Source organism: Paenibacillus cineris (assembly GCF_018333335.1).
Taxonomy (GTDB): domain Bacteria; phylum Bacillota; class Bacilli; order Paenibacillales; family Paenibacillaceae; genus Paenibacillus_AQ; species Paenibacillus_AQ favisporus.
The window spans coordinates 3,371,716-3,385,585 of sequence record NZ_BORU01000001.1 but is presented as its reverse complement, the minus strand read 5'-3'; the positions used below and the strand labels follow the sequence as shown (position 1 = coordinate 3,385,585).

Sequence of the window (13,870 nt, the reverse complement as noted above, 5' to 3'; positions counted from 1 at the left end):
GGCTTTTTATATGGCTCCTTGGTTTCATTGACCAAGCCGATAAATCAAGGTATACTTCAGCATATGTAGTTGATTAGTAAACAATTATTTCGAGGTGAAGAGTAATGGAGGAGACAGGCAGTGTTTCCAGGTGGATATCGGTGCTGCACCGCCAGTTTCAAATCTATTTGAACCGGGAATTGAAGGAGCATGACATTAATTCGTCGGAGTACATTTTCCTGGTCAACTTGTATATCGAGGACGGGGTATCGCAGGAGAAGCTGTCGGCCAACCTGTTTATCAACAAAGCGGCGACAGCACGGGCCATCAGCAGGCTGGAGGCGCTCGGTTATGTCAAGCGGATCCGGGATCCTCAGGACAGCCGGGCATATTTGGTGACCCTGACCGAGAAAGGGCTGGAGAAGCGGAAGTTTATCAGATCGAAGCTGAAGGCGTGGACGGAGATCATTTCGAGCGGCCTGAGCTCCGAGGAGACCGATGACATGATCCGCAAATTAAAAATCATGTCCGCCAATGCGGTCGCGGAGACGAAGGGATTGACATAAATCAGGCGGCCGAGCAACGCTGCGCTCTGACATGGAACGCCAAACAGCGCAGAAAAACGCATAAAATTTTTAAAACAGAAAAAGGAATGGGCTACGGGATGCCTCATTCCTTTTTGTGTACCCGTTTGGACGGGAGTTATGCCGTTTTCACTCTTGGTACGGTAGACATAACGTCATATAAAGTGGACGAGTCGATATCCGATCCGAAGAACGCGACCGCGAGCACGACGAAGAGCAGAATCAGGCCCCATAGGAGCACGCCGATAATACCGCATACGAGCCCGGCAATCGCCATGCCTTTTCCTTGTTCATACCCCCGTTTGAGTTCCTTAAAAGAAAGGGCGGCAAAGATGATCGCCAGTATCCCCAGGATAAATCCTATGTACAAAATCATTACGCTTAGGATGCCGAGCACCATTGAGGCAATGGCTTTGCCATTCGTCTTGGGCGGCGTCATTGGCGGCTGCGGCTGAAAATGTTGATACGGGTCTGGTGAATGTGGATCCAACTGTGATTTCCTCCTCCTGCATTTGGCAGAACGCTTTATGTTTATATATTCTGCTTAACATGTCTATTATCACTTAGCCGGACCTATTTGTCGATATTTTTTCGGACGAAATTCCCAGATTTGACGCACGTTTACCTGTTTTATCCGAACACAGGAACCATTCATGAAGCCAGTGCTTCCTATACGCTGAAACTCTTTCGGAGTTCCGAGGGGGATACATGCTTGTATTTTTTGAAGGCCCGGCTGAAATAATAGATGTCCTTGAAACCGGAAGACAGGGCAATCTCCGAAATGTTCATTCTGGAATTGCGCAGCAGGTATTCGGATTTGTTGATCCTAAGCGTGTTGACGTATTCGGTTACCGTACGTGCCGTAAGCTCCTTGAACAGGCGGCTGAAATGAAAACGGCTGAGGCCGGCCAGCCCGGCCAGCAGATCGACGGACAGTTCTTCTTGGTAATGCTCCTCAATATATTGAAAAATAGGGGTAAACCGCTCCAAATTTTTCAGCCTGTACAGGCTCTCTTCCGGAGAAAGCGTATCTTTGCCGTAGCGGCGCAGCAGTATGGCGAGCAGACGGTACAGATAGGATTTGATCGACAGCTCATAGCCGAGTTCCTGTTCGTCCATTTCCCGGATCAGGGACGTGGCGCACTCGGTAATTTCCGGATCGCCGGAAATTTTGCTTGCGAACATGATCTGGTTCTGCGTTATCGGCGTAATAAACTTCGTTTCGACAGCGTCCGGTGTCTGGCTCTGCAGCAGCTTGATATCGACGATCATCGCATAATAGACCAAATCATCGGACAGGCATACCCCGTAATGCAGGTCGTTGCTGTTCACGACCACCATCTCACCCGCTTGAACTTCATAAGGAACCGAGTTCAGCTCGATGAGCGCGGAGCCTTTGGTAAAATACAGAAACTCCATATGATTGTGCCAATGGTGGGTAAACAGCGTTTTCCCGTATTCCTTGGCGGTACAATAATGGATCTTCATCGGAAAAAAACGGTCGGGCATATCCATCGGCTCCAGCAGAGCAAGGGGTCTATCCATCCAAGTCACCTCAAAATCGCACAATAAGATAAATTATTAGCATAGCTCTTCATGGCAGTTCCGCCTGTTCTTATTATAATTCAATATATATAGGTTGAACTAATTTTTTTACACCTTAATGGCCTGATCGTGCTTGCCTTTTTATGGGTGACATTCACGCGCAGGAAGGGCTGCACGGGTTCAATCTACATTTGGAAGCCAAATGCGAGAACCAAAAGGAGAGTTGAAAACGCATGGATAAAGTAAGAGTAGCTGTAATCGGAGCAGGGTCCATTTCGGAGTCCCATTTGAACTCGTATCAAAACAACCCGGAGGCGGAGATCGTTGCGATCTGCGATTTGAACGGGGAAAGAGCCAAGGCCGCTGCCCAGAAATACGGAGCTCAGAAGACATATACCGACTATCATGAACTGCTGGCTGACCCGGACATCGATGCCGTGAGCATCTGTACGTGGAACAACCAGCATGCCGAAATCAGCATTGCGGCCGCCAAAGCGGGCAAGCATGTCCTGGTGGAAAAGCCGCTGTGCAGAACGGTTGAGGAAGCGCTTCAGATCCAGGAAGCCGCGCATGCTGGCGGAAAGGTGTTCCAAGTAGGCTATGTGCGCCGCTTTGACCCGAACGTCGCAGTGCTGCAGAGCTTTATGGAGAGCGGCGAAATCGGTGAGCTGTACTACGCCAAAGCCTCGCTCCTGCGCCGTGTGGGCAATCCGGGCGGCTGGTTCGCCGACAAGGAGCGCTCCGGCGGCGGACCGCTGATCGACATCGGCGTGCACGCAATTGACCTGTGCTGGTATATGATGGGCAAGCCGAAAGTGAAATCGGTGTCCGGCAATGTATACCATAAGCTGGGCAACCGCAGTCATGTGAAGAACTATTCTTTTTACAAAGCGGCCGACTATGACGCCAGCAAAAACACCGTAGAAGATATGGCGAACGCCTTGATCCGTTTTGAGAACGGAGCGTCGCTGCTCGTGGACGTAAGCTTTTCCCTGCATGCGAAGCAGGATGAAGCAGCGATCAAGCTGTTTGGTACGAACGGCGGCTTCGAAATCGATCCGGCTCTGGTCATCGTCACGGAGAAAAACGATACGATCCTGAACATCGAGCCGCAGGTGGACCATAAAGGCTTTAACTTTGCCGCCGCGTTCCAGAACGAAATCAATCATTTTATCGAAAATATTAAAAACGGCACGGAGCCGATCGCCACGGTCGACGACGGCGTGGAAATGATGAAGATTCTGAACGGCATTTACGAATCCTCTGAGAAGGGAGTCGAAATTCAGCTATGAAAATCGGAGTAAGCACATACAGCCTGTACCGTCCGATTCAATCGGGTGAAATTACGGTTCTGGGCGCGATTGAGAAAATCGCCGAGATGGGCGGAGAACACGTGGAAATCGTTCCGATCGGATACACCTTGACCGGGAATCCGGAGCTCGTGGATCAGATCGTGGCCAAGGCGAAGGAAGTCGGGATTGACGTATCCAACTATGCGATCGGCGCTAACTTCGCTGTGGACACCGAGGAGGCTTACCGTAAGGAAATCGAGCGCGTCAAAGGAGAAGTGGACATCGCCGCACGCCTTGGCGTGAAGCTGATGCGTCATGACGTAGCCAGCCGCCAAGACACGTCCATCAAACAGTTCAACCAGGAGGTTGGACGTCTGGCGGAGGCATGCCGCGAAATCGCCGATTATGCGGCGCAGTATGGCATTACGACAAGCGTGGAAAACCACGGCTATTATATCCAGGCAAGCGACCGGGTACAGACGCTGGTTCAAGCCGTGGACCGGCCGAACTTCCGGACGACGCTGGACGTGGGCAATTTTATGTGTGCGGACGAAGATCCGGTGGCTGCCGTCAAGAACAACATTCCTTATGCTTCCATGGTGCACATCAAGGACTTTTATTTGCGGCCAGCCGCCCTTAATCCGGGTGACGGATGGTTCCGCACGGCCAGCGGGAATTTCCTGAGAGGCGCCATTGCGGGGCACGGAGACATCAACCTGCGCGAATCGATTCGGATCATCAAGGAATCCGGATTTGACGGGTATTTCTCGATCGAGTTTGAAGGAATGGAAGACAGCTTTCAGGGAACAAAAATCGGCCTGGAGAACGTCAAACGCTTCTGGAACGAGGTATAGGCCGGGAATCAAAGCAGCCAATCTTTTAAATGATTCAGCATAAACAAGGGAGAGGTGACTGGAATGAACAATAAAATCGGCGTTATTGTCGACAGCTTCCGGGTCGGGGTCCGGGAAGGACTGGCCAAGGCGAAGAAGGTAGGAGCGGACGGCGTGCAGATCTATGCCGTGAGCGGTGAAATGGACCCGGCTAACCTGTCTGCTGCGCAGCGCAAGGAACTGAAGAGCTATATCGAGTCCCTGGGACTGGAAATTTCGGCGCTCGTGGGCGACCTCGGCGGATACGGTTTCCAGGATAAGACGGTCAACGCGGAGAAAATCGAGAAGTCCAAGCGGATTCTCGATCTGGCGGTAGAACTCGGAACCAGCGTAGTAACGACGCATATCGGACTTGTACCGGAGGACAAAAACAACGAAATCTACCAAACGATGCATGATGCATGCGAGGAACTGGCTTCTTATGCCACCAGCATGAACGCTTTCTTTGCGATCGAAACGGGCCCTGAGCCTTCCGCACGACTGAAGGATTTCCTCGACGGACTTGGCTCGAAAGGCGTATCCGTCAACTTCGACCCGGCAAACATGGTCATGGTTACCGGCGACGATCCGGCTGAAGGGGTGCACAACCTGAAGGATTACATCGTACATACCCACGCCAAAGACGGTATTCGTTTAAAAGAAGTACCTGCCTATTACATCTATGAGACACTTGGCTTCGAGCCGCCGGCCAACGAGAACAATACATTTGTTCCCGGGGAAGGGCAGTATTTCCGCGAAGTGCCACTGGGCGAAGGCAGCGTAAACTGGCAGAGCTATTTGCAGGCGCTGAAAGATATCGGCTATCAAGGATACTTGACCATTGAGCGCGAGGTCGGGGAGGATCCGGAGGCGGACATTTCCAAAGCGGTGCAATTTTTGAAGCAGTTCCGGGGATAATCAGCCACTTGGCAATGTATGAACCACTCCTCGAAAAATGAACGAATGACAAAACAGCGAATGCGATCGATAGGATCGGCATTCGCTGTTTTTTGCTTTTATTCATCTTCTGTGTTGACGGCAATGCTGAGCGTCTCGGATACCCATTCCCGTTCATAGACGCATCCGTCGACTTCCGCCAGGGTCCGGAACAGAAAATAGCCGTTTATTTCTTCAAGCTGTCCGTCCACCGGATCGGGAACCTTGGCTGTATACCTGAACGTCAGTGAACCGCCAGGGTCCACGGAGCCCAACAGGACATCCTGAGGAGGATTAACCGCTTTGCCGTTTACGATCACGGTACCTGCCTGAAAAAGAATGGGATCCTGCATCCAGCCGATGAGAACCACGGACGCTCCCAAGCTTCCACTGTTATACAGTTTGACGGTAATCAGCAGTTCATCCCCTGGCTCAAGTACGTAATGGGCGGCATGAGCCGTTGCGGTCAGGCTGGGGGCAAGCAGCTCAACCATGGCCGTCTCGGGTGAGGTGCGCTGGCGGACGATCCGGCCGTCGGGCAGGTGGAAGGCGTAAGATACGGTTGCTTCGTTTGGTACGCGTAACGGGCCTGCAGACGGTATAAACGGGTCAACGCTTGCTTCATAAGTGATGCTTACTTGCTGCCCCGGAGAAAGGGTCCCCAGGAAAAGCCCATCCATCAATGGTGACCCTTCCAAGTTTTGACCATTTAGCCGGACGCTGCCCGGAACGAGGGATAATTCTTCGGGAAACGCATCCTGCAGCGTTGCATCTACCGCTTGGCTGCTCGTATTTTGCACTGTACATTCGTAACCGATCATACAGCCGATGGTTGCCCAGTTTCTGTTTGACTTCTTGCTGAGACTGACTTCAGGGTCGATCACGTTCACTTGAAGCTCATTGGCCATGGCCTTATACTCCATCCCATCAATGTAATACTTCAAGCAGCTTTGGATGACCACGGAATCGGTGTCCACCTTCCCGACTCTTAAGCTGACCCTGATGCGGATGGAAGTACCGGGAGCTATTGTCCCGATCGGAATTCCATTTTCGGGCTGCACGTCCGGGTACAGGACGCCATTGATGACGACACTGCCCTGTACAAATGTTAATCCCGGTGGGAGCGTAATAAAGATCACCGCTTTGGATAGCGGTACACTCCCTTGATTCGTCACCAGAAGTTCGTAGAACAGTATATCCCCGATAAACGTTTGGAAGGTGCTGACGTCGGCGATTAGCGATACGGAGGAAGGTAGCACGGTCAGCGTCACCGGGTTGGAGGCGATGGAGCCGCGTACCGTTCTTCCCCCGAGGGATTGGAACGAGTACTCAGCACGTCCTTCATTGGTGATTTGCAGCGATGGGGGGATCGCCACAACGATCGCCTGAAACACAACATACACCGAAGCATCAGGCCCCAGCATGCCGAGATCGATACCTGAACCGGGTTGAGCCCCCGGGACGGGGGCGCCGTTCTTCAAGACACTATTCGGAATAAACGACAAACCGGCTGGCAGCGGATCGTACAATATCAAGCCGGCTTCGCGGTTGCCATCATTGCGTATTGAAAAGCTGTAGGTCACCATTTGGTTCAGCGAAACGACGCTATTTTGGACAAACTTGCTGAACTTCAGCAGTGGGCCGATCCATGGCGTATCGACGGTATTGGAGTAGGCTACCGACTCGGCTCCACCAACGCTAAAGCGGACCATCGTTTGATTTTTTAAAATAAAATCAGATGTCAGCCCGGACTTCATAGGGTCGTCACCTGTACCTGGAACGTTACGATCACGGTGTCTCCAGCCCCGATGATGCCGACTGTGATGCCTGTATTCGGATTGGCGGTCGGTCTAGGCGTTCCGGCGACCGTAACACTGCCTGGTACAAACGCCGAACCTGTCGGTACCGGGTCAACAAGCACTACGTTGTTGACGGCTTCGATTCCGTTATTTGTAACGGCAATAGAGTACGTAATGATGTCTCCGACGACCGCGTCAATGGACGGTGTGCTTTTGACGACGGAAACGTCAGGCGACGAGACCGGAATCGTCAGCAAGTTGGATAGGGAAGTTCCGGTAACGACCACCCCGTCCGGACGCGTAAAAGAGAAGTTTACGGTTGCCTGGTTCACGAGCTGCTGCGGGTTTGGCAGAGTATCGACCGTCACTTCCATGGTAACGGTCACTTGGACGGTCTGGCCAGGATTGATTGTGCCGACGGAGAATCCGGTTGACGGGTCCGCACCTGGCAGCGGCACGCCGTTTACCTGAATACTGTTAGGGACAAAGACAGCTCCATTCGGAACAGGGTCGGTTAATGTTCCTGCCGCCGCAATGTTGCCTGTATTCGTCAGCGTTACCGTGTAGACGATCGTATCTCCAACCGTGGCGTTCGTCGTATTGGCCGTTTTGTTGGCACTGATCATTGCCTGATAGACAGGGACGGACGTAACGTTGGAGAACGCGGTGCCGGTGAATGCGCCAGAGTTGAACGTTACGGACGATTGGTTCGTCAGGTTGCCGTCGTCAGGGATGGACAGGACGGTTACGTTAAACGTCACGGTTACTACTGCACCAGGGGCGATCGTACCCAGCTGAATGCCAGCCGCCGGATTGGCCGAGGGCTGGGCAGTTCCGTTAACCGTTACGCTGCCCGTTACAAACTGGCTCCCTGTGGCGATCATATCCGAGAAGACTGCATTGGTGACATTTTCAATTCCATTGTTGGTTACAGTGATGGTATAAGGAACCACCGTGCCCACCGAAGCTTCAGCAGCACCGGAAGCTTTGACGACGGCGACGTTTGGCGCAGATACCGGAATCGACAGCGTATTGGAGGCAAAGGAGCCATTGATGACCCGGGAGTCCGGAAGCGTGAAGGTAAAGGCTGCGGTCGCTTGGTTGGTCAGCTGCTGGGTTGGCTGTACCGCATCAATAACTGCCGAGAACGTGACGACGGCACCTGTCACGATAACACCAAGGGGAATTCCCGCGGCCGGATCGGCTCCCGGCATCGGCTGGCCGTTGAGAATTACGCTGTTTGGTACAAAAGTCGTTCCGGCAGGAAGTGTGTCCGTTAAGGTGACGGCCGCGCCGAAATTGCCTGCATTGTTCATGCTAACAGTAAATACGACCGTATCACCGACGGTTGCATTGGTCGTGTTGGCGGTCTTTTGCGCGGTGAAGATCGGCTGAAATACCGGAGTGGTAACGGTATTGGAGAAGGTGACCCCAGAGAAGGTACCCGACGTAAAGCTGACCGAAGACGTATTTGCGAGCTGCGCAGGCGTTGGAAGGGAGGTCACCGTGATGTTAAAAGACACAGTAACTGTGGCCCCCGTAGCAATCGTGCCGATGATGATGCCTGTGGCCGGATTGGCCGCAGGCCGGGGGGCACCGTCGACCGCGACGGAACCGGGCACTAAGGCGGCACCTGGCGGAATCGGGTCGGTGAACAAGACACTGCTGACCGTTTCAATACCGTTGTTCGTGATCGTCGTCGTGTAAGTCGCCGTATCGCCGACCGTCAGCGCGGTTGACGGCGTGCTTTTGACGACCGTAACGTTGGGAGCGGATACCGGGATGGTCAGTATATTGGATACGGCTGTCCGGGTAAAGGAACGGCCGTCCGGAAGAATAAAAGTGCCTGAGACGGCGCCTTGGTTTACAATCTGTTGCGGGGATGGCAGCGAAGTAATATTCACCGAAAATACGGCTGTCGCCGCCTGTCCCGGATTGACGACGCCGACAGGTATGCCCGTGCTAGGACTTGCCCCCGGAATCGGTGCCCCGTTAACCAGAACGCTGTTTGCGACGAAAATGGTCCCTGACGGAATGTTGTCCGTTAACGTGATCTGAGCAGGATAATTTCCCGTGTTTCCGATCGAGAACGTATACGTGACGGTATCGCCTACAGTGGCATTTGCGGTGCTTGCCGTCTTGGCCACAGTTGGCACGGCGTTGAATACCGGAGTTGTCACGCTGTTGGAGTTGGCAAGTCCCGAGAAACTCCCTGACGTAAACGTGACAGTTGCCTGATTGCTTATGATCCCGCTGACGGGAACGGAATTTACGGTGATGCTGAAATTTACCGTGGTAGTGGCGCCGGGATCTAGTGGTCCGAGCGAAATGCCTGCGGACGGATTCGCTGTTGGGGCAGGCGTGCCGTTAATCGTTACACTGCCGGTCACAAATGACGCGCCCGCCGGAATACTGTCGGTAAACTGGACGTTGTTGACCGTTTCGATTCCTTGATTGGTGACCGCCACAGAGTAGACGATGGTATCCCCAACGGTCGTCGAAGTCGTGGCCGTCGTTTTGACCACACTCACGTTCGGCGCGGAAACGGGAATCGTAACGGTGTTGGATAATGCGGAGCCACTCAGCGTCCTGCCGTCAGGCGGCGTATACGTAAAATTGGCCGTCGCCTGGTTCGTGATGAATTGCGGGCTCGGCAGCGAGTTGATCACCACCACAAACGTCACAACTGTGCTTGCTCCGGGCGCGAGAGTCCCTAGATCGATGCCGGCTGCCGGGGATGCGCCCGGTATTGGAAAGCCGTTTACGATGACGCTGTTGGGAGTAAACGTAGTCGAAGCCGGAATCGTATCCGTCAGCGTAACGGCTGCTCCGAGATTGCCGCTATTACTGACCGTTACCGTGTACGTAACGGAATCACCGACGGTGGCATTGTTCGTATTGGCACTTTTGGTCACAGCGATTTGCGGTTGTATGACAGGCGTCGTCGTAATGTTCGAAGACGCGGTTCCTGAGAACGTGCCAGATGTAAAGCTTACGGTTGACTGGTTGTTGATTTGCGATGGAATCGGCATGGTTATCCTCACCTCAAAAGTTACGGTAGCCGCAGAACCAGGGGTCAGGGTACCGATTGAAATGCCCTCGGACGGAACTGCTGACGGGCGCGAAATGCCGTTAACAATTACGCTTTGAGGAATAAACGAAGCGTTTGAAGGGACGTTGTCGATCAGATTGACGTTGCTGACATTGGACGTTCCGTTATTCGTGACCGTGCTTGAAAAAGTCAGGACGTCCCCAACGACAACATTCGGCCTCGAGGCTGTTTTGACAACGCTAACGTTCGGAAGCGCTACAGGAATCGTTACTGTATTGGACGCTGCAGATCCCGTAACTTGGCTGCCGCCCGGTAATGTATAGGTATAGGATGCCGCCGCCTGATCCGTAAGCTGTCTCGAAGCGGGCAGGGAAGTAATCGTAACAACAAAGCTGACCGTTACCGCAGTGCTTGCCGCGAGAGAACCCAGAGGGATTCCGGTCACGGGACTAACACCTGGAACGGGATTGCCGTTAATGAGCACGCTGTTTTCAATAAATACAGAGCCAGGCGGAATGTTATCGGTCAGCGTGACGGCAGCAGCCGTGTTGCCGGTATTACTTACTTGAAACTGGTAGGAAAACGTGTCTCCGACCGTGGCGTTTAGCGTACTGGCCGATTTCACGATGTTGATGAGCGCCAAGAAGACGGGGATGACCAGCGTGTTGGACAGGGAGGTACCGCCAAAGGTGCCGGACGTAAAAGCGACGCTGGCCCGGTTACTCAGCTGCCCTGTGCCTGTCAGGGAATTGACGCGGACTTGGAACGTTACGACGGCAGAGGCCCCTGCACCCAAAGATCCGACGGACACGCCGCTCGCGGGATTTCCGCCGGGAACCGGGGTTCCGCCTACCGTCACGCTCCCGCTGATCAACGATGTCCCCTCTGGTATCGGGTCCGATACGATGACATTGCTCACAGGCCCGATCCCGTTATTGGTCGCTGTAATGGTGTAGGTTATAACGTCCGATACGGTTGCTGCCGACGTGTTGGCGCTCTTGACCACCGTCACGTTTGGCGCCGAGGCCGGAATCGTCAGCGTGTTGGAGGTCGCCGATCCCGACAGGCTGCGCCCGCTTGGCAGCTGGTAGTTATAACTGGCTGCTGCCGTATTGGCCAGCGACGGCGGAGAAGGGAGCGAGTTCAGCACGACCTGGAAAGTGACGGTAACGGAGCCCCCTGCTCCCACGGTCCCTGCGTTTATGCCTCCGGTTGGAGTGGCCCCTGGCACTGCCGCCCCTCCAACCGTAACCGAGTTCGCTACGAAGCTGGTTCCTGAAGGAATGTTATCGGTCAGTGTAACCTGGGCTGCCCGGTTCCCACTGTTCCGGACCAAAAGCGTGTACGTAATCGTGTCGCCAACCGTGGCGCTTGAGGTTGAGGCGCTTTTGGCAATCGTGATGACCGGCTGATAGACGGGGGTCGTCATCGTGTTCGACACCGCCGTCCCTTGAAAGGCACCTGAGCTGTACGCTACGGTCGACTGGTTCGACAAGGCCCCGGATGCGGGGACGGATTGAACGGCAATCTGAAAAGTTACCGTAACGGAGCTTCCTGCTGCCAGAGTTCCCAGGGATACGCCGCTGGCGGGATTAGCTGATGTCACCGCTGTGCCGCCGACGGTTACACTGCCGGGTACGAAGGCGGCACCGGAAGGAATCGCATCGGTGAATACGGCATTCGTTACGGCTTCTGTACCGTTATTGGCTACTGCAGACGTATAGGTCAGCGTCTCTCCTACAGCAATATCCGAGAAATTAGCGCTCTTCGTAACCGTAATATTCGGCAGGGTTACCGGGAGCGTGAGCGTGTTCGACGATGCAGAACCCGATATCGTTCTTCCCGCTGAAGGCGTGAACGTATATGCAGCAACGGCCTGGTCGACAAACTGCGGTGGAGAAGGCAGAGAGTTCACCTGTACCCGAAACGTTACCGTCGCAGATGATCCCGCACCAATACTGCCAATCGCAACGCCTGCCGCCGGATTCGCCCCTGCAATGACGGTTCCATTAACCGTAAACGTGCCGGTAACGAAGGAACTGCCCGTCGGGATGTTGTCGGTGAGCGTGACATTTGCGGCGATATTTCCGGAATTGGCCACCAAAATGGTGTATGTAACGGTGGAGCCTACCGTCGCATTGGTCCGGTTGGAGCTTTTGGTCAGCGTAAGGGCCGGCGACACGACGGTAACAGTGACCGCATTCGATGGGATTACGCCGGTAATCGTCGACCCGCCGGCAACGCTTTGGAAGGAGAAGGAGGCGTTCGCTGTGTTGACTAATTGGTTGGAGGATGGTTGTGCCGTTACCGTTGCCCGATAAGTGACCGTTGCTGAAGTGCCAAAGTTTAACGTCCCTAGCGGTGCTCCTGCAACAATATCGTAGGTCGGGCGGGATACGCCCCCAACCGTTACGCTGCCGCTGACGAAGCTCAGTCCTGCCGGCAGTGTATCCGAAAGGACAACGCTGTTGGCATTGGCGGTACCTGTATTGCTTACCGTCACCGTATACGTAATAACATCGCCGACAACGGCTGTCGTCGTGCTAGTGCTCTTGGCTGCGGTAATGGCCGGCGCGTTGATGTCCACTTGAATGGCATTCGCGTTTACCGCATAAGCATCTCCTGAGGTCGTGAGGATCAGTACGGCTGATGACTGGTTGTTGACAAGCCGGGAGGAGACGTCGACATTCGTGATATCCCAGCCCTGACGGCCCCCAATGATGTTGCTTCCGGGCGCTCCGTTGGTCTGATTGCGGGTCCCGAACGTCCCGGTCGTATTCAATTGGCCGGCATCGTTGTTAATCTGGGATGCGAAAAAGTTGTTGGCAAAGTTGTTGGGGCCCGACAAGGCGGAAGCCGTGTTAGATGTTGGGCCGAACAACGCCTGATCTCCGGTCCGGTTGGCATCGCCTTCCTGGGCGCTGAACAGCGCTCTGCCCCCCAGCGCGCCCGAAACCGGGGTAGCAAACCCCGTCAGGGTCGTCGTAACCGGGTCGGAGTTGGCCTGAACCAGGACGGCGCCCGCACGGATCGACATGTTCCGGAAGGGAAGGGAGGGATTCTGGTAAATGACGCCCAGCGTCCATCCGGCGTGATTACCTGTAGGATCATTAGCGATGACGATGGTTCCCACAACGCCGCCGGTCGTATAAGTACCTGCACCTCCTTGCTGAACCAGCGATGTAACATTCGCGGACCGGACGTACGCCGTCATTCCGTTTCCGAAATCTATGGAATTGGCGGTTGCCGGATCGGGAGTAACGCTGTTCGTTCCTGCCGGCGTAATAAACGTAACGGGATTGTTAATTGAGCTGCTGAGATTAACGCTGCCTGAAATAATGTAAGATCCGCCCCAGATCAGTTCGGCATATAACACCGTACTTCCAGTGGGAAGGGATAATACAGCTGAAGAGCTGTTGCTCTGAAAAGCGTTCGTCGTTCCTGCCGGATAGCTTCCAAAAACCGAGCTGGTGTTGGTCGTCGCAAACGCGCCAATACTGTCGAGCGTTCCCGGAACGCCCGTCGTGTCCGATCGGCTGAGCCCGAGGGTATTCCCGGTAAACGTGATCGCTCCCGTAGCATTGAAAGTTGCTCTAACGATTAGAGGAATATGATCACCCCCTTTGTGTCAAATCCGGAAGAGACGAAAGAAAGGACCTGAATAACAGAATGGCACAATTCAAGGTATGAAGAATGAACCGGGGGTATGTAAAATTGCGGGGCTGAAATAAAAAAACTTATCATTCCGATCGCACAAAAAAGATCCGCAAGCTTATCCACACACAGCGATCTCATCCAAAATGAGAGGTTT

General features: G+C 53.9%; 8 protein-coding genes. 4 read left to right on the top strand and 4 right to left on the bottom strand.

Going from position 1 to position 13,870, the window contains the following annotated elements; translation table 11 throughout:
• Positions 1–104 precede the first annotated feature (104 nt).
• Positions 105–545 carry a MarR family winged helix-turn-helix transcriptional regulator gene (locus tag KI379_RS15720; protein WP_089547763.1) on the top strand — a complete coding sequence of 147 codons (441 nt, stop codon included), beginning with the start codon at positions 105–107 and terminating at the stop codon, positions 543–545.
• A 136-nt stretch (positions 546–681) separates the two neighbouring features.
• Here KI379_RS15720 and KI379_RS15715 read toward each other — a convergent pair whose 3' ends face one another.
• Together KI379_RS15715 and KI379_RS15710 are read right to left on the bottom strand one after the other, a co-directional pair.
• Positions 682–1,002 carry a DUF4190 domain-containing protein gene (locus KI379_RS15715; RefSeq protein ID WP_076171824.1) on the bottom strand — a complete coding sequence of 107 codons (321 nt, stop codon included), beginning with the start codon at positions 1,000–1,002 and terminating at the stop codon, positions 682–684.
• A 230-nt stretch (positions 1,003–1,232) separates the two neighbouring features.
• Entirely contained in the window at positions 1,233–2,108 is an 876-nt protein-coding gene (locus KI379_RS15710) for an AraC family transcriptional regulator (protein ID WP_212984145.1), read from the bottom strand.
• 233 nt (positions 2,109–2,341) lie between these two features.
• Between KI379_RS15710 and KI379_RS15705 the strand changes: the two genes are divergently transcribed.
• The 3 genes from KI379_RS15705 (at position 2,342) to KI379_RS15695 (ending at position 5,190) form a co-directional block, all read left to right on the top strand.
• Positions 2,342–3,400 (top strand): Gfo/Idh/MocA family protein, encoded by a 1,059-nt coding sequence (locus KI379_RS15705; RefSeq protein ID WP_116230020.1) that lies wholly within the window; start codon positions 2,342–2,344, stop codon positions 3,398–3,400.
• The gene (locus KI379_RS15700) at positions 3,397–4,254 is read left to right on the top strand and encodes a sugar phosphate isomerase/epimerase family protein (protein ID WP_076171703.1); all 858 of its coding nucleotides are present in this window, start codon (positions 3,397–3,399) and stop codon (positions 4,252–4,254) included. The genes KI379_RS15705 and KI379_RS15700 overlap by 4 nt, the downstream gene beginning before the upstream one ends.
• A gap of 63 nt (positions 4,255–4,317) precedes the next feature.
• Complete coding sequence (locus tag KI379_RS15695) at positions 4,318–5,190, top strand: sugar phosphate isomerase/epimerase family protein (protein ID WP_212984144.1); 873 nt, start codon at positions 4,318–4,320, stop codon at positions 5,188–5,190.
• Between the two features lie 98 nt (positions 5,191–5,288).
• Here KI379_RS15695 and KI379_RS15690 read toward each other — a convergent pair whose 3' ends face one another.
• On the bottom strand, positions 5,289–6,965 hold the full coding sequence (locus tag KI379_RS15690; RefSeq protein WP_212984143.1) for a DUF11 domain-containing protein: 1,677 nt from the start codon (positions 6,963–6,965) through the stop codon (positions 5,289–5,291).
• The gene (locus KI379_RS15685) at positions 6,962–13,669 is read right to left on the bottom strand and encodes a DUF7507 domain-containing protein (RefSeq protein WP_212984754.1); all 6,708 of its coding nucleotides are present in this window, start codon (positions 13,667–13,669) and stop codon (positions 6,962–6,964) included. Before KI379_RS15685 ends, KI379_RS15690 begins: the two co-directional genes overlap by 4 nt.
• Positions 13,670–13,870 lie beyond the last annotated feature (201 nt).